General features: G+C 57.6%; 18 protein-coding genes. 17 read left to right on the top strand and 1 reads right to left on the bottom strand.

Going from position 1 to position 20,109, the window contains the following annotated elements:
* Positions 1-12 precede the first annotated feature (12 nt).
* Positions 13-489, bottom strand: coding sequence for a DUF4830 domain-containing protein (locus B9A13_RS03400; protein WP_242942765.1), 477 nt, complete (start codon positions 487-489; stop codon positions 13-15).
* A gap of 179 nt (positions 490-668) precedes the next feature.
* Between B9A13_RS03400 and B9A13_RS03395 the strand changes: the two genes are divergently transcribed.
* The 17 genes from B9A13_RS03395 (at position 669) to acpP (ending at position 20,073) form a co-directional block, all read left to right on the top strand.
* Positions 669-1,433 (top strand): pseudouridine synthase, encoded by a 765-nt coding sequence (locus B9A13_RS03395; protein ID WP_084233656.1) that lies wholly within the window; start codon positions 669-671, stop codon positions 1,431-1,433.
* Positions 1,434-1,595: 162 nt separating this feature from the next.
* The gene (locus B9A13_RS03390) at positions 1,596-2,687 is read left to right on the top strand and encodes a PucR family transcriptional regulator (protein WP_084233655.1); all 1,092 of its coding nucleotides are present in this window, start codon (positions 1,596-1,598) and stop codon (positions 2,685-2,687) included.
* 64 nt (positions 2,688-2,751) lie between these two features.
* Positions 2,752-3,441 carry a cell division ATP-binding protein FtsE gene (gene ftsE / locus B9A13_RS03385; protein ID WP_084233654.1) on the top strand — a complete coding sequence of 230 codons (690 nt, stop codon included), beginning with the start codon at positions 2,752-2,754 and terminating at the stop codon, positions 3,439-3,441.
* Entirely contained in the window at positions 3,428-4,315 is an 888-nt protein-coding gene (gene ftsX, locus B9A13_RS03380; protein ID WP_084233653.1) for a permease-like cell division protein FtsX, read from the top strand. The genes ftsE and ftsX overlap by 14 nt, the downstream gene beginning before the upstream one ends.
* 49 nt (positions 4,316-4,364) lie before the next feature.
* Entirely contained in the window at positions 4,365-5,549 is a 1,185-nt protein-coding gene (locus tag B9A13_RS03375; protein WP_084233652.1) for a murein hydrolase activator EnvC family protein, read from the top strand.
* 27 nt (positions 5,550-5,576) lie between these two features.
* Positions 5,577-6,803: a S41 family peptidase gene (locus B9A13_RS03370; protein ID WP_084233651.1), complete on the top strand. Its 1,227-nt coding sequence runs from the start codon at positions 5,577-5,579 to the stop codon at positions 6,801-6,803.
* Positions 6,804-7,085: 282 nt separating this feature from the next.
* Positions 7,086-7,967, top strand: a complete 882-nt coding sequence (locus tag B9A13_RS03365; RefSeq protein ID WP_084233650.1) for a hypothetical protein — start codon at positions 7,086-7,088, stop codon at positions 7,965-7,967.
* A 276-nt stretch (positions 7,968-8,243) separates the two neighbouring features.
* A complete protein-coding gene (gene greA, locus B9A13_RS03360; protein ID WP_084233649.1) occupies positions 8,244-8,717 on the top strand; it encodes a transcription elongation factor GreA in 474 nt (157 codons plus the stop codon).
* Positions 8,718-8,753: 36 nt separating this feature from the next.
* On the top strand, positions 8,754-10,253 hold the full coding sequence (gene lysS / locus B9A13_RS03355) for a lysine--tRNA ligase (RefSeq protein ID WP_084233648.1): 1,500 nt from the start codon (positions 8,754-8,756) through the stop codon (positions 10,251-10,253).
* Positions 10,254-10,437: 184 nt separating this feature from the next.
* Positions 10,438-11,829, top strand: a complete 1,392-nt coding sequence (locus tag B9A13_RS03350; protein ID WP_242942764.1) for a TrkH family potassium uptake protein — start codon at positions 10,438-10,440, stop codon at positions 11,827-11,829.
* A gap of 28 nt (positions 11,830-11,857) precedes the next feature.
* Entirely contained in the window at positions 11,858-12,511 is a 654-nt protein-coding gene (locus tag B9A13_RS03345; RefSeq protein ID WP_084233647.1) for a potassium channel family protein, read from the top strand.
* A gap of 75 nt (positions 12,512-12,586) precedes the next feature.
* A complete protein-coding gene (locus tag B9A13_RS03340) occupies positions 12,587-13,351 on the top strand; it encodes a TrmH family RNA methyltransferase (RefSeq protein WP_084233646.1) in 765 nt (254 codons plus the stop codon).
* Positions 13,352-13,435: 84 nt separating this feature from the next.
* The gene (dprA, locus tag B9A13_RS03335) at positions 13,436-14,680 is read left to right on the top strand and encodes a DNA-processing protein DprA (protein WP_084233645.1); all 1,245 of its coding nucleotides are present in this window, start codon (positions 13,436-13,438) and stop codon (positions 14,678-14,680) included.
* Positions 14,681-14,825: 145 nt separating this feature from the next.
* Positions 14,826-17,198 carry a type I DNA topoisomerase gene (gene topA / locus B9A13_RS03330; protein WP_084233644.1) on the top strand — a complete coding sequence of 791 codons (2,373 nt, stop codon included), beginning with the start codon at positions 14,826-14,828 and terminating at the stop codon, positions 17,196-17,198.
* Positions 17,191-18,519 (top strand): methylenetetrahydrofolate--tRNA-(uracil(54)-C(5))-methyltransferase (FADH(2)-oxidizing) TrmFO, encoded by a 1,329-nt coding sequence (gene trmFO, locus B9A13_RS03325; RefSeq protein ID WP_084233643.1) that lies wholly within the window; start codon positions 17,191-17,193, stop codon positions 18,517-18,519. The genes topA and trmFO overlap by 8 nt, the downstream gene beginning before the upstream one ends.
* Positions 18,520-18,703: 184 nt before the next feature.
* Positions 18,704-19,732 carry a phosphate acyltransferase PlsX gene (gene plsX / locus B9A13_RS03320; protein ID WP_084233642.1) on the top strand — a complete coding sequence of 343 codons (1,029 nt, stop codon included), beginning with the start codon at positions 18,704-18,706 and terminating at the stop codon, positions 19,730-19,732.
* A gap of 104 nt (positions 19,733-19,836) precedes the next feature.
* On the top strand, positions 19,837-20,073 hold the full coding sequence (acpP, locus tag B9A13_RS03315; RefSeq protein ID WP_084233641.1) for an acyl carrier protein: 237 nt from the start codon (positions 19,837-19,839) through the stop codon (positions 20,071-20,073).
* The last annotated feature ends 36 nt before the right edge of the window (positions 20,074-20,109 follow it).

Raw genomic sequence — 20,109 nt, 5'->3', positions numbered from 1 at the left:
TGGTACAATAAGTCAGGGCTCCGGAATGGCGAGCCCGTGCATGAAGCCGCTGAGTTCGGGAGAAGCGACATCCCCGGCGATCACGGAGTTTCTATAGACGACCAGGTGCGCTATGACACCCGTCTCTCCTCCCGGGTAATTTAGAATCTCGTAGCTGAAGCGTCTGACGCGTTTTCCCGTATAATCGGACAGATCAAAGCCCTGGGCTTTCTGGATTTCGTTATATGCGGCATAGGTGTCGTCAAAACTGCGGGGAAGCGTCAGATCCTGGGTTTCCACCGGCTCCGCCTTTACCTGCCAGCCGTAGCTTTCCAGAAGGGCCACACGGTCCTCGTTGGAGTCGATCCCCGTTATGGCGGCGGAAGAAACGCCCGAGGAGCGGGAATCCAGGCTGCCGGCAAGGAAGATCAAAGCACATATAATTGCGGCAACGATCAGGACAAACGCGACGGCTTTTCTGCGGGTCAATTTTGTGGTGAAGATAAACACCGGACCTCTTTCCTCCTTTGCCGAACGACGATGCGCGGGGCAGCCGACCGTCCTGTCTCCTCCGGACCGGACGGGTCCGGGACCGGGAGCAAAAACCGGTTTACCCGCAGCTTTCTTACAACATCCCGGTAAATGAGTATTCAGGAGCGGGCAAACTTATGACAGGGGAGGAGCACAATATGAAGAAACAGAGGCTGGACAGGATTCTGGCTTCCACAGGCATTGTTTCCCGGAAGGAAGCCAAGGAGATGATTTGCGCGGGAAGAGTCCGGACCGACGGGAAAATACTATCGTCCCCGGAGAAAAAGCTGGACCCGGAAACAGCCGCGCTTACGGTGGACGGGACCCCTCTTTCTTACAGAGAATTTTACTATATCATGCTCAACAAGCCGGCGGGAGTGATCTCGGCCACGGAGGATCCCAGAGAGAAGACGGCGGTGGATCTGCTCCCGGAGAGGCTGCGGAGGGTCGGGCTGTTTCCCGCAGGACGTCTGGACAAGGACACGGAGGGCCTGCTGCTCCTCACCAGCGACGGGCAGACGGCTCACGCGCTCACGGCGCCCAGGCGGCATGTGGACAAGGTGTATTTCGTCCGAACCGACCTGGAGATGACAGCCGGGGACGAGGATGCCTTCCGGGAAGGAATCGTTCTGTCCGACGGGACGCTCTGCCTTCCGGCGGAGCTTTCAGTCCTGCCGGACACCGCGGGACGGGAAGCTAGGGTCACGCTGCGGGAGGGAAAGTTCCATCAGGTCAAGCGGATGCTCCTGTCCAGGGGCAAGACGGTGGTATTTCTCAAGCGCCTTTCCATGGGAAGCCTGGTTCTGGACCCCACGCTGGGCCCGGGAGAGTACCGGGAACTGACGGAAACGGAAATCGCCTCCATCCGAAGCCCTGGAAAGGAAATTTCCTTGTCAGGGAAAAGCATCCGGAAGGACCAGTAAAAAAACAACAAAAAACGGGCCTCATTTTCTACAATTCCGTGAAATTTCTATTGAAAAACCACGAAGAAGCCAGTATTATATAGATATGTGTAAAAATAGACAATCCGAAGCCGCGGACAACACTGCGTTAAGGGAATACGCACAATTAAGGAGGACACGGAAATGTCAAGCAGAATCTTTCAGAGCGTTGTCCTGCAGATGAAGGATACCGTTCAGGGGCTGATTGGCGTCATCGATTCCGAGGGTACCGTCGTCGCCAGCAGCGATCTTTCCATTATCGGAGAAAAATGGACGGACGCCGCCGCTGCGGTGAACGGTTCGGAACACAGCATCCTCACGTACAAGGGCAAGACTTTCAAGACCCTGACCGGCTGGAGCTCTCAGTTTGACTACGCCGTGTTCGTGGAGGGCGAGGGAGAGCAGGCCTCCACCGTCTGCTCTTTGGCGGCGGTGGCGCTCAACGGCGCGAAGCTTTACTACGAGGAAAAGCACGACAAGGGAACTTTCATCAAGAACATTATTTCGGACAACATTTTGCTGGGGGATATCTATATCCGGGCCAAGGAGCTGCATTTCGTCACCGACGTGCCCCGTGGCGTATTCCTGATCCGGCAGACGGGAAAAGCGGACGTGTCCGCCATCGACATTCTTCAGCGGCTTTTCCCGGACCGGCAGGTGGATTTCGTTCTCAATATCAACGAAACCGACATCGCCCTCATCAAGCAGCTGCCCGAAAACGCCGATTCCAGAGATCTGTACCGGATTGCCAAGACCGTGGAGGACACTCTCAGTTCCGAGCTTCAGATCCGCTGCGTCATCGGCATCGGCACCATCGCAAACCATATGCGGGAGTTTGCCAAGGCCTATAAGGAAGCCCAGATCGCCATTGAAGTGGGCAAGGTCTTCGATACGGAGAAGACCATCATCAACTACGAAAACCTGGGAATCGGGCGGCTCATCTATCAGCTTCCCACCACCCTGTGCGAGATGTTCCTGCAGGAGGTTTTCAAGAAAAATCCCATCGACGCCCTGGACCAGGAAACCCTTTTTACCATCAACCGGTTTTTCGAAAACAACCTGAATGTTTCCGAAACCGCCCGGAAGCTGTTTGTGCACCGCAACACCCTGGTATACCGGCTGGAGAAGATCAAAAAGCTCACCGGCCTCGACCTGAGGGAATTCGACGACGCCATTACGTTCAAGGTGGCTCTGATGGTGAAGAAGTACCTGATTTCCAGGGGAATCGAATCCTGACACAACCACCCCGGGCGGCGGAACAAAAAAGCGCCGCCCTCGTCAGCATTCTCGGGAGGATCGAATGGTACGCTTAATCGACGTTTCCAAAGCATACGACAACGGAACCAGGGCGCTGGAGAGCGTTTCCCTGCGCATTGAGGACGGCGGGTTTGTCTTTCTGGTGGGGCCTTCGGGCTCCGGGAAATCCACCATCGTCAAGTTGCTCACCGGAGAGATCCGCCCCACCAGCGGCCGGATCATGGTGAACGGCTATAACCTCAACACCATCCGGGACGGACAGATCCCCTTCATGCGGCGCACGCTGGGGGTCATTTTTCAGGACTTTCGACTGATCGAGAAGAAGACGGTCTGCGAAAACCTGACCTTTGCCATGCGGGCTGTCGGAACGTCGCCCAAGGAGATCCGGAAGCGGGTGGGCTACGTGCTGGAGCTGGTGGGCCTGGACTGCAAGCTGTCCTGCCGGCCCTGCGAGCTGTCCGGCGGGGAGCAGCAGAGGGTTGCCATTGCCAGAGCCCTGGTGAATAACCCCAGCATGATCATCGCGGACGAGCCCACAGGAAACCTGGACCCCACGCGTTCCTTTGAAATCATGCTGCTGCTGGAGAGAATCAACGCACTGGGGACCACCGTGCTGGTGGTGACCCACGAAAAGGAGCTGGTCAACCGCTTTACCAAGCGGGTGGTGGCAATCGACGGCGGAAGGGTCGTCAGCGACGGAATGGACGGGTACTACCAGAATGAAAAGATATAATTTCGGTTATTTTGTCCACGAGGGCGTTCACAATATTTTTCTCCATGGGTTCATGTCCTTTGCCGCGGTGGGAATCATCGTGGCTTGTCTCATAATTATGGGGAGCTTTACTCTGGTGGCGGTAAACGCCGACAGCATGCTCAAGAGCCTGGAGCGGGAAAACGAGGTGCTGGCCTATGTGAACGAGAGCCTCAGCGACGAGGAAGCCCAGGCACTGGGCGCTGTTATCGAGCAGGTTCCCAACGTGGCATCCTGCCAGTTCATTTCCCGGGAAACGGCCATGGAGAACTTTGTCAGCCAATATCAGGGGGACAGTCTCTTCACCGACATGGATCCCACGATTCTCCGGCACCGGTACAGCGTGAAGATGACCGACATTTCGCTGATGCGGGACACGGTGAAGGCGCTGGAAGCGGTTCCCGGCATCGCGAAGGTACGGGCCAATCTGGAGATTTCCGAGGGATTCATCACGGTCCGGAATATCGCGGGAGCGGTTTCCATGGCGCTGATTCTCATCCTGCTGGCGGTTTCGGTCTTTATCATTTCCAATACCATCAAGCTTGCCACCTTCGACAGGCGGGAGGAGATCGCCATCATGAAGATGGTGGGCGCCACCAACGGCTTTATCCGCTGGCCCTTTGTGTACGAAGGGCTCCTTCTGGGACTGAGCGGCGCGGCCATCGCATTTTTCGCCCAGTGGGGCATATACGGCCTGGTATCCAAACAGATCGCAGGAAACGACACCATTCACCTGATCACCGTCATTCCGTATGCACAGCTGGCGGCGCCGGTGGCCGGAATTTTCCTTGCCACGGGCTTTTTGGTGGGCGTCGGCGGAAGCCTTTTAGCCATACGGAAGTTTTTGAAGGTCTGACTTTTTCCGTCAGACAAGCGGAGAAGGCGTACATACGGGAGGTAGCCAATTGAAGCAGAAGACGAAGAAAAAGATTATCATGATTCTGTCTTTGGCGCTGGCGGCGCTGTTTATCCTGACTTTGCTGATTTCCGTGCTTTCCGCCACCGCGTCCGCGGTAACTCAGGACGAAATAGACGCTCTCAAGGGAAACGCGGAGGAGCTGGCCCAGCGGAAAAAGGAGCTTTCCTCCCAGCTGGCGGCGCTGGAGGCGAATCAAAACGCGGCCATTCAAAAAAGAGAGCTGCTGGATCAGCAGATCGACGTGATACAGGATCAGATCCAAAACCTCAACAGCCAGATCGACGACTACACCGTGCAGATCGAGGAGCAGCAGACGGAGCTTACGAAGACGGAAGAGCTGGAAAAGAAGCAGTACGCCCTCTTCTGCACCCGGGTCCGGGATATGGAGGAAACCGGAACGGTCTCCTACTGGTCGGTGCTTTTCAATTCCGCCAGCTTCAGCGATCTGCTGGGGAATCTGGACATCATCGGCGAGATCATGGATTACGACCAGGGCATTATCGACCAGCTCAAGGCCACAAGAGAAAAGATCGCCGAGACAAAGGCCGGGCTGGAAGCGGACAAGGCGGACGTGGAAACGGCCAGAAGCGAGCTTTCCGACCGGCAGACGGAACTTCAGACCCAGCTCCAGACGGCACAGGACCTGGTGAGCGACATCGAAAAGCAGTCGGACAAATACAGCCAGACCCTGGCGGACATCGACAAGGAAGAGGAAGAAGTTCAGGCCCAGATCGAGGCGAAGATCAAGGAACTGGAACGGCAGGGAAAAGATACTGTAAGCGAAAGCGACTACCTCTGGCCGGTCCCGGCAAGCCACCGGATCACCTCGCCCTTCGGATACCGGGAACATCCCACTCAGGGCGGATATAAGTTCCACTACGGCATCGACATAGGAGTCGCCACCGGGAACAATGTTCTGGCATCCAAGAGCGGCACGGTGATACTTTCCCAATACAGTTCCTCCTACGGAAATTACATAGTCATCAGCCACGGCGGAGGCAACACCACCCTATACGCCCACATGAGCAAACGCCTGGTGAGCGAGGGCGATACGGTCTCCCAGGGGGATGTGATCGGCTATTCCGGAAGCACCGGCTGGTCCACCGGGCCCCATGTCCATTTTGAAATCACGGAAAACGGAACCAGGGTGGATCCGGAGACCAAATTTTAATTCTACGGATTCTTTTAAGGAGACAGAATGGAAAAAAAATTCAGACTGGGAACCGTATTGGCTTTTGCCGCGGCGGCGGCGGCCGTTACCTTCGTAGTGACATTTCTCCTGGTGCAGTGGCAGTTCAACAGCAAGCTGGAGGACAGGGCGGCACTGGACAAGGAACTTTCCAAGTATATTGAGGCAAGAACGGATATCGAAAAATCCTTCGTGGGAGACTATACGGAAGAGGAGCTGCTGGACGGCGCCGTCAAAGGCATGGTGGACGGTCTGGGAGACCGGTGGTCCCACTACCTCAGCGCCGAAGAATACGAGAGCTACCAGGAAAACATCAACAACAAATATGTGGGAATCGGAGCCGTGATCGACGCCAAGGACACGGAAACCGGATTCCATATCACAAAGGTATATCCCAATTCCCCCGCACAGGAAGCGGGTCTTGCGGCGGGAGATACCATAACCGCGGTAAACGGCGTTCTGATTTCGGACATGGAATACGACACCGCCACGGCCGCCATCCGGGGAGAAGCGGGCACCACGGTGGACCTTACGGTGACCAAGGCCGACGGCAGCGAAGTGAAGGCTACCGGCGTCGTGCGGCGGGCGGTGAACATTCCCGTGGTGAGCACGGAGCTGCTGGACGGCAACATCGGCCTCATTACGATCGACAATTTCGACGACAACTCGGACCAGGAGACGGAGCAGGCCATCAACCGCTTCATCAATTCCGGCGTCACGGGCATCATTTTCGATGTACGGAACAACCCCGGGGGACAGCTGTCGGAGCTGCTGGACCTGCTGGATTTCATCCTGCCGGAAGGGACGACCTTCATATCCCGCGACAAGGCGGGAAACGAGAAGACCTATACCTCGGACGCAAGCTGCATTGAAATCCCCATGGCGGTATTGGTGAACGCCAGCTCCTACAGCGCCGCGGAGTTCTTCGCCGCCGCTCTCCAGGAGTATAACTGGGCGACCGTCGTGGGGGAGCAGACTTTCGGAAAAGGATACTCCCAGATTCCCATCCGGCTGTCCGACGGGTCGGCCATCATCCTGTCCACCAACGAGTATTTCACGCCTCACGGCGTCAGCCTCATCGGAACCGGACTTACCCCGGATTACCCGGTGGAGATGAGCGAAGAGGACCAGACGAAGCTTCAGGCGGGAACCCTTTCCAGGGACCAGGACACGCAGCTGCAGAAGGCGCTGGCGGTCGTCAAGGAAAAGGCAAGCCAGGCTGTCACTATTTCCTGACACAGGGGTTTCGTCAAAACAGTATATTTTTAATGAACAGATATTCTAAAAAGCGGGCGGAAGCCCGCTTTTTAATTGAAGGGCAGTTTAAGGCCGCCAAGGGGCAGCTGGCGGGGGTGGTTGAGCGAAAGGGTAAAGAATTCCAGGTATAAACCGCCTGTATCCGCAATACTATAAGTTACCGGCCGGCGAAACGATGCCGGCGCCGTTTTTACGAAACGGAAAGAGTCCGAAGGCTCCGTACGGGATGCCGGGCGGCGCGGGGTATGCGAGGGAAGGTCTATGTTCGGTCTCATTGAGATGGTTGCGCCGCCGGAGGATTTCATCAGCCGGCTGCGCAGCCGATTCGGAAAGCCGGAGCTTCACGCCGGGGAGCTTTCAGGCACAAGGGTGCTGACAGCACGCGTTCCGTTTTTTCCCGGAGAGAGAAGGGCACCGGCCCGGCGGCGAATGGAAAAGGCCGCAAGGGAGCTTGCCGGACGGGGAATCCGCTGGGCCGTCTTCCCCAGGGACTTTTCCTTTTACAGGGAGTTTGCAGGGCACGGGATCGGACCGGTTCCCGTTTTGCCGCTGTATCAAAGGATGGCGGCGGAGCTGGTGTTCCGGATTATGGAGGAGAGGGGGGTAAAACCGGAGAGGGCCACGGTTGCCGTCTGTGGAGAGCACGTGAGCTATCCGATGCGCGAAGCGGCGCTTTCACTGTCCAGGCAGGTGAGATACATAGCCGTCGCCGCCTCCTACGGGGGGGAGTCCCTGTGCAGGACCCTGCGCCGGGATCTCGGTGTTCCCGTGGTCTTCAATCCGACGGGAAAACAAATCGCGGCGGCGGACGTGCTGGTGCTGTTTTCACGGCCGGAGACGCTTTCCAGAGGTGGGAGAGGCGCAATCCTGGCACTTTACGAGGGCGCCGAGGAAAACGCCGGGACGGCGACGGGAGCTTTCTTCCGACTGCCCCGGGAGCTGGATATAAAAGTTCCGCCGGACAGCGACGCAAACCAGCTTCTTGCGGCACTGATGGAATCCGGCTCGGTGGGGCCCGGGGACATTCAGATTGAAAGCATCCTCTGGGGAACGGACGGGAAAAAAGAAAAGGAAGACGCGGATACAGGAGGAGCCGCCGGGGAAAAATCCGACGGGGTTCAACACTCCCCGCAAGGTACTTGACAGAAACCACCAAACTCTCTATAATACACTAATATAAATAAGGTACTTTGCTGAACCAAGCTTTTTACCCAGACGAATGTTATAATACGGCGACCGCGGCACCGAGACAATGAGGTCGTCCCCATATCACCGTTGCGCGCCCGGATTTCCGCCTATTGGCGGTTCTCTGAAAGGCGCGTGATGATTTATGCTTGTTTGAAGGGACGAATACCTGCGGTTGGGGCAACCCGATGCGATCCCGCATTCTATTACGATCAGCAGAGAGGAAAGAGAGATATGCAGAAAGAGTATAAGCTCAGTCCGGCACGTTTGAAGGAACTGACCGAAGAATTGGTTTATATGAAGACTGTGCGCGAAAAAGAAATTTCCGATCAGATCAAGGAGGCTCGCTCCTTCGGAGATCTGTCGGAGAACAGCGAATACGACGAGGCGAAAAACGAGCAGGGGAAGCTTTATTCCCGCATCGCGGAGGTGGAGAATATCCTGGCCCACGCCGTGGTCATCGACGACAGCGAAATTCCCACCGACAGGGTCAGCGTGGGCAGCCGGGTGGTGGTAACCGACCTGGACGCCGGGGAGACGGAAGAGTATCAGATCGTAGGCTCCCAGGAGGCGGACCCCATGAACGGCAGGATCTCCGAGGAGTCCCCCTTTGGCAAGGGGCTCGTGGGCGGCAGGATCGGCCAGGAGGTCTCCATTGAAGTACCCGCCGGTATTATCAAATATCGCATCGACAATATACAGAAGTAACAAAAACCGTATCAGAGCTACTTAGGAGGAAGGGCAATGCCGGAATTCACCAATGAGGCGGCTTCACCGGAGCAGGACCTGTCGGAAATCCTGCAGATCCGGCGCGACAAGCTGAAGGAGCTGCAGGAGGGCGGGCAGGATCCTTTTACCATAACTCAGTTTACCCAGACCAGCTCCAGCAAAGAGATCAAAGAGCGGTTCGAACAGATGGAGAACCAGACCGTTTCCGTAGCGGGGCGGATTATGAGCCGCCGCAATATGGGAAAGGCTTTTTTCTGCGATCTGCAGGACGGACAGGGGAGAATCCAGCTCTATGTCCGAGTCAACGAGCTGGGAGAAGAAGGCTACGCTTCATTTAAAAAGTACGACATCGGCGATATTCTGGGCGTCACGGGGTACGTGTTCAAAACCCGCATGGGAGAGGTCACGATCCACGTGCAGTCCATTCAGCTTCTCTCCAAGTCGCTGCTGCCCCTGCCGGAAAAGTTCCACGGCCTGAAGGATCAGGAGTTGCGTTACCGGCAGCGGTATGTGGATCTGATCGTGAACCCGGAGGTACGGCGGATTTTCGAAATCCGGACCAAGGTGATCCGCGCCGTCCGGAATTATCTGGACGGGAAGGGGTACCTGGAGGTGGAGACCCCGGTGCTCAACACCATTTCCGGGGGCGCCAACGCCCGGCCTTTCATCACCCACCACAACACGCTGGACATCGACATGTACATGCGGATCGCCACCGAGCTTCATCTCAAGCGCCTGGTGGTGGGCGGTCTGGAGCGGGTCTATGAGGTGGGAAGACTTTTCCGGAACGAGGGAATGGACCCGAAGCACAACCCGGAGTTCACAACGGTAGAGTTTTATCAGGCATACGCGGATTATCACGATATGATGGACATGACCGAGGAGCTCATCACCAACGCAGCCCGGGATATCCTGGGGACGACGAAACTATCTTACCAGGGCGAGGAAGTGGACCTCACGGGTCCATGGAAGCGCCTGACCATGGCGGAAGCGGTAAAAGAACACACTGGTTTGGATTTTCAGACATTTTCCGGCAGCGAGGAAGCACGGGACGCTGTAAAGGGAATCGGCTTGCCGGTGAAGGGCACCGATACCTGGGGAGATCTTCTGTACCGTTGCTTTGACGAGAAAGTGGAGGATAAGCTTCTTCAGCCGACCTTCATTCTGGACCATCCGGTGGAGGTTTCCCCGCTGGCCAAGCGGTGCCCCTGGGATCCGAGGCTGACGCAGCGGTTCGAGCTGTTTATCACCCGCAGGGAGATGGCAAACGCCTTCTCCGAGCTGAACGACCCCGTGGACCAGCGGGAACGGTTTCTCCGCCAGGTAAGACTCCGGGAGGCGGGGGACGAAGAAGCAGGAATGATGGATGAAGATTATATAACGGCGCTGGAATACGGCCTTCCTCCCACGGGGGGATGCGGAATCGGGATCGACCGGCTGGTCATGCTCCTGACGGACAGCGCATCGATCAGAGATGTGATATTGTTCCCGACAATGAAGCCGCTGGAGCAGTGAGTTCTTACGGCGTTCCAGACTGTTGCTTCGGGGATATGCACATTCGGCAGCACACCCGGAGCAAAACCGGGTGTGCTGTTTTCGCCGGAAACACGGCAGGACCTTCCCGAAGATCCGGAGGCATCGCCTCAAGGACAGGCACGGACGGACGGGGAGTTTGGGAAAGGAATAAGATATACATCCTATGAAACTGACTTTGGGCAGGCGGTTTTTTCTCCACCTGACAATGACCCTTCACCAGAAGAAGGGTCAGAACACCACGCGGCTGATTGTTCTGGGCTTTCTGGGAATTATTCTGGCGGGAGCCCTGCTGCTGATGCTGCCCATATCCGCAAAGAGCGGGGAGACTACGAATTTTCTCACGGCGCTGTTCACGGCGACTTCCGCCACTTGCGTGACAGGTCTGGTGGTGGTGGATACCGATACTTACTGGACGGTTTTCGGCCAGACCGTGATCCTGCTGCTGATCCAGATCGGCGGTCTCGGCTTCATGAGCATCGTTTCCCTGTTTTTCTTTGCCATGCGGCGGCAGATCGGCCTGCGGCAAAGGCTTGCCATGGCTCAGTCCCTGAGCCTCAACGAGCTTACGGGCGTGGTGCGCATCATGAAGCACATTTTGGTGGGCACATTTCTCTTTGAGCTGATAGGCGCCGTTATTTTCTCCATTTGCTTTGTCCCGGACTTCGGGCTGGGCGGAGGCATCTGGCGGGGAGTGTTCCATTCCATTTCCGCCTTCTGCAATGCCGGCTTCGACCTTATGGGAAGCAGAGGAGCATATACGGGTTTCATATGGTATTCCGGCAACCCGGCGGTCTGCATCACCGCGATGTGCCTGATTGTAATCGGCGGCCTGGGATTTTTTGTGTGGGAGGACGTGTACCGGGCGAGAAAGCTCCGAAACCTGCATGTCTATACCAAGCTGGTTCTGGTCACTACGGCGGTGCTCATTCTTGCGGGCGCATTGTGTATTTTTTTACTGGAGAGTGACAACTCCGCAACCATGGCGGACATGCCAGTCTGGCAAAAGATTATGGCATCCTTCTTCCAGTCCATCACCTCCAGAACGGCGGGATTCAACACCATCGACGAGAACGGTATGGCGGAAGCCTCCAAGATCGTCACCATGATCCTCATGTTTATCGGCGGGTCCAGCGGATCCACGGCGGGCGGCATCAAGACCGTGACCATGTGCGTTCTGCTTCTGACCGTGATCAGCACGCTGAAGGGGAAAGGACAGATCACCGTGTTCGAGCGCACCATTTCTCCCAGCAAGGCCCTCAGCGCCATAACCATCGCGTTTCTGGCCCTGTCGTTGTGCCTCGTGGGCGCGCTGTTTCTTTCAACGGGAGAAAACGTGTCATTTACCAAGGCAATTTTTGAAAGCGTATCCGCATTCTGCACCGTGGGTCTCACCACGGGCATCACCCCCACTCTGGGGGCAGTTTCACGAATCGTGCTGATCGGGCTGATGTATCTGGGGAGGGTGGGCGTCACCACTTTCGGAATCGCGCTGATGATGCGCACCAGCTATCCGGCAAAGATCAAGTACCCGCAGTGCGACGTTCTGATCGGCTGACGGCCGGATTATGGAAAGGAAAGACTATATGAAATCCTATGTGGTAATCGGAATCGGACGCTTCGGAGCCGCGGTGGCAGAGGAGCTGTGCTCTTTGGGCCATGAAGTGCTGGCCATTGACGACAGCGAAGAAAACATACAGCGGATCGCCGACCGCGTGACCCATGCGGTGGTGGGCGACGCCAAGGACGAGGCGGTCTTAAAGTCCCTGGGCGTCCGAAATTACGACTGCGCCATCGTCGCCATCGGAAGCGACATATCCGACAGCGTCATGGCGACTTTGATCCTGAAGGAAATGGGAATCAAGGAGATTATCTGCAAAGCCCAAAGTTCCGTGCATATGAAGCTTCTGCAAAAAATCGGCGCGGATCTGGTTGTATTCCCCGAGCACGACTCCGGAGTGAAGCTGGCCCACAACCTGTCCTCTTCCAACATACTCAATCTGATCGAGTTGTCCGACGATTACAGCATCGCGGAAATTTCCGCGCCGAAGCACTGGTTCGGAAAAAGCATCCGGGAGCTGAACATCCGGGTGAGATACGGTATCAATATCATCGCTGTACGCAGCAGCGGGACGGACGGCGTACAGATTTCCCCACAGGCGGACTACGAGGTGAAGCCCGGGGACGTGCTGTTTGCCGTGGGCACCCACGAGGCGCTGAACATTTCCCAGGAGGAATAACAAAAAGGAAACTCTCCCGTTTTGCGCATTACTTTTCAAAGAGAAGGCGCGTTACCGGGAGGGGAAGGGACAACCATGGAGCGGATTACTTCCAGGACAAATCCCCTTTTGACACATATCCGAAAGCTGGGCGCCGACAGGGGCTACCGCGGGAAGCAGGGCGAGTTTCTCTGCGACGGCGGGAAGCTGCTGGAGGAGGCCATGAAGTGGAAGGCGGAGATTACGGCCGTTGTTACGTCGGAACTGGAATCGCTGCCGGAGATCTCCGGGAGCGCGCGGGTCATTTCGGTTCCGGGAGAGCTATTACGCTCGGTTTCTCCCCTCCAAAATCCCCAAAGCGTCCTGTTTGCCTGCCGTATTCCCGAATGGCCCATGAAGGACGGGGAAGGACGGGACAGGCTCATCGTACTGGAGGGGATTCAGGACCCGGGAAATCTGGGCACCGTTCTCCGGACGGCGGACGCCTTCGGCATGGACCGGGTCATCCTTCTGCCGGGCTGTGCCGACCCGTATAACCCCAAAACCGTGCGGGCAACCATGGGCGCCGTCTTCCGCATGCCGCTGTCGGAAATGGGCTACCCGGAACTCAAGCAATTTTCACTGGAAAACGGGATTTCCCTGTATGCCGCCGCGCTGGACGCGGACGCCGAGGATGTGAGAGCCGTGAAGCTTCAAAGGGCAGCCGCGGTGGTGGGAAGCGAGGGGTCCGGCATTTCCCGGGAGGCCAGGGCCCTGTGCCGGGGATGCGTCAAAATCCCCATGGCAGGCCGCTGTGAATCTCTGAATGCAGCGGTGGCCGCCGCGATTTTGATGTGGGAAATGAACAAGGATATTCTATAATAGTAATAGTATATCGACCGCCGCCGGCAACACCCAACCGCACCCAAACATTTGAATTCTTCGGAAGGCTAGGGGGTCAAGGATGTGTCGTCACTGAAATACTGGTTGTGGCTCTCCACGCTCCGCGGGGTGGGAAGCGCCATGAAGCTTCGGATTCTTGACCATTTCGGAACCCCGGAAAACGCCTATTACGCGGACGACGGGGAATACCGCCTGATCCCGGACATCTCCGAGGCGGCGCTGGGTGCGCTCGGAGACAAGGCGCTTGACAATGCCGACAGGATTCTGGGGGAGTGCGAGCGGACGGGCCAGCGGATCGTCACGCTGCAGGACGCGGAATACCCCGACAGGCTCAAAAATATATACGACCCTCCCTGCGTACTGTATACCAAGGGAAAGGTCTTTGCCTTTGACGAAGAGGTGGCCGTCGCCGTGGTGGGCACGCGGGAGTGCACCCCATACGGACTGTCCACCGCCGAACGGCTGGCACGGCAGCTGGCCAGGAGCGGAGCCCTTATCGTATCCGGCATGGCCCTGGGAGCGGACACCGCCGCTCACAAGGGAGCGCTCCGGGCCGGAGCGCCCACGGCGGCCGTTCTGGGCTGCGGCCTGGACATCGTCTATCCCAGAGAAAACCGTTTCCTGTACGAGGACATTTCCGTCCGGGGAGGACTCCTCAGCGAATATCCCCCCGGGACGCCCGCGCTGCGGAGCAATTTTCCCGCACGGAACCGGATCATCAGCGGACTGTGCCTGGGTACCGTAATCGTGGAGGCTCCCGAGAGAAGCGGCGCACTGATCACCGCGCGCACCGCCCTGGAGCAGGGGAGAGACGTCTTTGCCGTCCCGGGAAACGTGGACGCGCCCAAAAGCGCCGGCACCAACCGCCTGATCCAGGAGGGCGCCATTCTGGTCACCGGCGCCTGGGACGTGCTGCGGGAATATGTTGCCCTGTATCCTCATAAAATAACGGAATGCCCCGACCAGGAGCTTTTTGGGCCCGGATACGGGGGGCGACGTTACAGAGAAGAGGCCGACCTGAAGGTGGCAAGTCCCGCGGTCCGGCTGGAGACGGGAGAGAAAAAAGAGGTTGACAAGGAAGACGCAAGCGATTATATTGACCTAAAGACGGAGGGTATTTTTACCCAGGACCAGCGGGAGATCCTCCTGTCCCTGTCCCAGGGACCGAAGCAGGTGGACATGATCATAGAGGAAACCCAGATCCCCGCGCCAAGAGCTCTTTCCGCGCTTACTCTTCTGGAGGTGCGGGGAACGGTCCGTCAGCACAAGGGCAAGCGCTTTGAGGCGACGGCCCCCGTCCGGTATTAGGGCGGAAGCGCGGTAACGGCTGATTCGGCCGCTGCGGGTTGATGCCCCGAACCGCATCCATACCATGGAATTTTACTTCAGAGAAGCGCGGCGGGCACACACTGCGTTTTCTCCTTCTATATATTCAGGACACAGGGAGGACAGCATGGCGAAAACAAATCTCGTGATCGTGGAATCCCCCGCAAAGGCTAAGACCATCGGGAAATACCTGGGGACCGGCTATAAGGTCAAAGCCTGCATGGGGCATTTGCGGGATCTTCCCAAGAGCACGATGGGAGTGGACATCGAGGGCGGATTCATTCCGAATTATCAGCCTATCAAGGGCAAGGAAGAGGTCATAGCGGATTTAAGCCGGGCCGCCAAAAGCAGCGGCACGGTTTATCTCGCCACCGACCCGGACCGGGAGGGCGAGGCCATTTCCTGGCACCTGAAGGAGCTTCTCGAGCTACCGGACGAAAAGACAAAGCGGGTTACCTTCAACGAAATCACCAAGAAGGTGGTAAACGACAGCATCGCCTCCCCCAGAGCGCTGGATCAGAACCTGATCGACGCCCAGCAGGCGCGGCGCATCCTGGACCGGATCGTGGGATACCAGCTGAGCCCCCTTCTGTGGAGAAAGATCCGCAGGGGCCTGAGCGCCGGACGGGTCCAGTCGGTGGCCACGCGCATCGTGGTGGACCGGGAGGAGGAGATCCGGGCATTCGTTCCCGAGGAGTACTGGACCCTGGACGCGCAATTGAGCCGGATCGGCGAGCCGGGCAGGTTTACCGCCCGGTTTTACGGCAACACGAAAAAGAAGCTGGAACTGAAAAACGAAGGGGAAGTGGACGCAGTCTCAGAGGCTGTAAAGCAGTCCCCTTTTACGGTCGTATCCGTCAAGCGGGCGGACAAGCAGCGCTCTCCCGCCCCGCCTTTCACCACCTCCACCCTGCAGCAGGAAGCTTCCCGGAAGCTGAACATGACGCCGAGGCGGACCATGTCAGTGGCCCAGCAGCTGTACGAAGGCGTGGATATTTCCGGGGAGGGGACCGTGGGTCTTATCACCTATATGAGAACGGATTCCCTCCGGATTTCCGAGGAAGCACTTCGGGAAGCGAAAACACTGATCCTCGGCCGGTACGGAGAGGCGTACTATCCTCCGTCCACACGGCGCTTCAAGACCAAGGCGGGAGCCCAAGACGCCCACGAGGCGATCCGGCCCAGCAACGTAAACCTTTCCCCGGAGGACGTGAAAAAAGACCTCACCAGCGAACAGTATAGGCTGTATAAGCTCATCTGGAGCCGTTTTCTGGCCAGCCAGATGGCAAACGCGGTATATGACAGCGTCGCCGTGGAGGTGGAGTCGGCCGGATACCGTTTCCGGGCCAACCACTCGGCGCTCCGCTTTGCGGGATATACGGCCGTCTACGAGGAAGGTCAGGACGAAGAAAAAGAAGATAAGGCGTCGGCGCTCCCCGATTTGAAGGAGGGCGAGACGGTGGCTCTGGCCGGCCTTGCCAAGGAGCAGCACTTTACCCAGCCGCCGGTTCGGTATACGGAGGCCTCTCTCATCCGGGCCATGGAGGAGAAGGGAATCGGCCGGCCCAGCACCTACGCGCCCACCATATCCACCATTCTGGACCGGGAATATGTGGCGAAGGAAGGAAAATACCTGCGCTCCACCCCTCTGGGAGAGGTGGTAACGGGGCTCATGAAGCAAAAGTTCACAGACATCGTGGATACCGAATTCACCGCCCGGATGGAAGAGAGCCTGGACGGCGTGGAAGAGGGCAAGCGGGACTGGAAGGCCATCCTGGAAGAGTTTTACCGGGGGTTCGACGCGTCCATGAAGAAGGCGGAGACGGATCTCAACGGAGAGCGCATCCGGGTTCCCGACGAGGTCACCGACGAGACCTGCGACCTGTGCGGGAGAAAACTGGTTATCAAGTCCGGCCGGTTCGGCCGGTTTCTGGCCTGCCCGGGATACCCGGAGTGCAAATTCACCAAACCCATCGTGGTGGAAATGCCGGGGAAGTGCCCGCTTTGCGGGGGAAGAATTCTGAAAAAGACCTCGAAAAAAGGATTCGCCTATTACGGCTGCGAGAAAAACCCCGAGTGTTCCTTCATGACATGGGACGTTCCCGTTAAGGAGACCTGCCCGGAGTGCGGCCATACCCTGTTTAAAAAATCAGGCAAGGGGTTCAAACGCCCCTTCTGTATTAACGAAACCTGTCCCAATTTCCTCCCGGAGGACAAGCGGGGATACCGCAGGAAGACCGAGGGAGCGGAAAAGAACGCCGGGCAAGGGGAAACCGAACCCAAAGAAGCCGCAAAAACCCGTTCGGCGGGCGCGAAAAAGGCCGCAGGGAGCAAAGCGAAAGCGGCGAAAAAGACTGCGGGGAAGACAGCGGCCGGGACGAAAGGAAAGGCGGCGGGCAAAACCGAAGCCAAGGCGGCGCCGAAAGCCAAAGGAAAAACCGCCTCTGCACCGAAAAAGACGGCGAAAAAGTCCGGAAAGGCCGGAGGAGAGAATGGTTGACAAGGTCCTGGTGGCGGGCGCGGGCCTGGCAGGCTGCGAGGCGGCCTGGCAGCTGGCGCAGCGAGGAGTGCCCGTAACGCTTCTGGAGATGAAGCCGGAGCGGATGACGCCCGCCCATTCCAGCGAACACTTCGCGGAGCTGGTCTGCTCCAATTCCCTGCGCAGCGACCAGATGGAAAACGCCGTGGGGCTTTTAAAGGAAGAGCTGCGGCTGATGCGTTCTCTGATCCTCCGCTGCGCGGACGAACACCGGGTGGAGGCGGGGGGCGCTCTGGCGGTGGACCGGGAGGGGTTTTCCAGAGCCGTCACGGCGGCTGTGAAGAGCCACCCGCTCATTGAAACAAAGACCGGAGAGGTCACGGAAATACCCCCGGAGGGTCCGGTGATCATCGCCACGGGGCCGCTTACCACGCAGACGCTGTCGGAGGCTATCCGTGCGTTTTTCGGGGGAGCGGAGTATCTGAACTTTTACGACGCGGCGGCCCCTTTGGTGACCTTTGAGAGCATCGACATGGACAGGGCGTATTTTGCCTCCCGCTACGGGCGGGGAGGGGCGGATTACATCAACTGTCCCATGAGCGAAGAGGAATACGAGGTTTTCCACCGGGAGCTGTCGGCGGCGCAGGAGGCAAAGGTGCACGGCTTTGAGGACAGAAAGGTCTTCGAAGGGTGCATGCCAGTGGAAGTTATGGCGCGCCGGGGGAGGGACACCCTGCGGTACGGGCCCCTCAAGCCCGTGGGCCTTCCCGACCCCAAAACGGGCCGGGATCCATACGCCGTGGTGCAGCTCCGGCGGGACAACGCCGCCGGCAGCATCTATAATCTGGTGGGGTTTCAGACCCACCTGACCTTTCCCGAGCAGCGGCGTGTTTTTTCCATGATCCCCGCGCTCCACAGCGCTCAGATCGTGCGCTACGGGGTGATGCACCGGAATACGTATCTGGATTCCCCGAGGCTTTTAAATCACCGGTATGAGGCCAGAAGAGAGCCCAGGGTGCGTTTCGCGGGGCAGCTCACCGGTGTGGAGGGCTATGTGGAATCCACGGCTTCGGGACTCGCGGCGGGGATTGAGGCGGCCAGGAGCATTCTTCAAATGCCGCCGCTGGACCTGCCCAGAGAAACCGCCACCGGAGCGCTGGCCCGCTATATCAGCGATGAAACCGTTACCCATTTTCAGCCCATGAACGTGAATTTCGGCATCATGGCGCCTCTGGAAGAAAGAGTCCGGGGAAAAAAGGAAAAAAACCTCGCCCTGTCCAGACGGGCCCTGGAGATCATCCGGGAAAAGATCTCCGGCGACGAGACGGCCCCGGCATTCTGACCCAAGGAGAAAAGAGACGGGAAACCGAACGGGATACACATTATAATATTAGATTGGCATTTTACATCGCACCTGGCCGGAACGATACCGGCAAAAAAGGACGCCCGATGCTCATGTCATACAGAATCTGAACCAGGAGTTCAACTTGTGCCGCTCAGGCGGCGGATTGGAGAAACCGATTCATATGAAAATCATAGTGGACGCGATGGGCGGGGACAACGCCCCCGGCGAAATCGTGAAGGGCGCACTGCAGGCCGCCGAGGAATTCAAGGTGGATATCCTTCTTGTGGGCTGCGGGGAACTGATACTTAAAACCATGGAGGAGAACGGAATCAAATCTTTGCCCAAGCGGGTGGAGATCGCCCACGCCTCCGAGGTCATCGATATGGAGGACAATCCCGCCACGGCGTTCAAGGACAAGAAGGATTCCTCCATGACCGTTGGACTGACACTGCTCCGGGATAAAAAAGGAGACGCCTTCGTATCGGCCGGGAGCACGGGGGCTCTTCTCTCCGCCGCCACGCTGATCACAAAGCGGATCCGGGGGATCCGCAGGGCGGCCATGGCACCGCTGGTCCCCACCGGGGGCGGCGGCACGATCCTCATCGACTGCGGGGCCAATGTGGAGTGCACTCCCGAGTACCTGCTGCAGTTTGCTTTCATGGGCAGCTATTACGCCTCCCACATCCTGGGCCGTCCGGAGCCCCGGGTGGGTCTTCTGAACATCGGCGCCGAGGAGAGCAAGGGCGGATCGCTTCAGAAGGAGACTTATGAGCTTCTGGAAAAGGCGGGGCGCGAGCAGAGGATCAACTTTCTGGGAAACGTAGAGAGCCGGGACGTGATGATGGGAGCCGTGGACGTGGCGGTGACCGACGGGTTCACAGGGAACGTCATGCTCAAAACCGTAGAGGGAACGGGACTTTTCTTTGCCGGAAAGCTCAAAAAAATCTTCAAGAAAAACGCGCTGTCCAAATTCGCGGCGCTTCTGGTTATGGGCGGGATGGAGGAACTCAAGAAGATGATGGACTACCGGGAAATCGGCGGAACGGCGCTTCTGGGCATTTCCAGGCCGGTGATCAAGGCCCACGGCTCTTCCGACGCGTACGCCATCCGGAACGCCATCCGGCAGGCGCAGCAGTTCGCGTCCTCGGGCCTCATCGAGGATATCCAGGACAATATCGGCTACATGAAGCTATCGGGCGCCGGGGAATAATTTTATCCCAGTTGCCAAAATACTATTGACAGAGAAGAAATTTGTGCATATTATTTTTGCAGTAGGCCGCCTGAGCGGCTACAAGCGTCAGTGGAGGGATAGCGATGATTTTTGAAAAGATCAGCGAATTGATTGCGGAACAGTTCTCCATCAATATTGATGAAGTGACGATGGATACTTCTTTTGAGGAGGATTTGGGCGCAGATTCACTTGATATAGTGGAGCTCACCATGGCGATGGAAGAAGAGTTCGACCTGGGAGAGATCGGAGACGAGGAGATTACTTCCCTTAAAACGGTGGGAGATCTGGTCCGCTTCATTCAAAACAAGCTGGACGATTAAAATATCGGGATCGAACCCGGCCCTGCTTTTTGCGGG

Source organism: Papillibacter cinnamivorans DSM 12816, from assembly GCF_900176335.1.
Classification (GTDB): Bacteria; Bacillota; Clostridia; order Oscillospirales; family Oscillospiraceae; genus Papillibacter; species Papillibacter cinnamivorans.
This window is presented reverse-complemented; position numbering and strand designations above follow the sequence as displayed.